At 48.2% G+C, this 539-nt stretch carries 1 protein-coding gene; it reads right to left on the bottom strand.

Annotated elements, in window-relative coordinates:
* On the bottom strand, window positions 1-539 hold a 539-nt coding region (locus R7Q48_RS30405; RefSeq protein ID WP_318134135.1), incomplete at both ends, for an AMP-binding protein.

Here is a 539-nt window from a genome sequence, read left to right as displayed (position 1 = left end):
ACAAACAACCAGCGATAGACAATCGCAAGGCCGGAAACATGATAAAGTGGGAGCGACAACAGCCAAGTATCTTGTTGATGGAAGGTGAACTCACAAAGTAATCCCTCTGCCGAAGCGAGGTGCTGTCGATGCGTATGTACCACCGCTTTCGGTGCCCCCGTTGAGCCTGAGGTAAACACAATCGAAGCCAACCTGTCATGCTGATAGTCGTCCTCAGTGTTTTCAACCACGGTATCTACCGTAGGCAAAGTGAGAAAAATCGCATTTAATGCTGCTTTCTCTTCGCTAGAGTAAGTGAACTCACAATCCGGAGTAAACCAAACAAAACGTGTTTGATGATCGCCGTACAGTGTGCAGAGCTTACCTTGTAGCGCCTCAATTGGCTGAGGCATAGTCAACGCGGTGATAGCGCCTAACTGTTGCGCAGCTAAATAAAACAATACTGTTTCAACTTGGTTCTTCCCTACCAGAGTCACCACATCATCGCGCGTAACACCTTGCTGCAAGAGCGATTGCGCGTATTGAGTAACACGAAGCGA

It is taken from the genome of Vibrio sp. 378, assembly GCF_033339435.1.
Note: the sequence above shows the minus strand (reverse complement) of the source record. Positions and strands in the feature narration are given on the sequence as shown.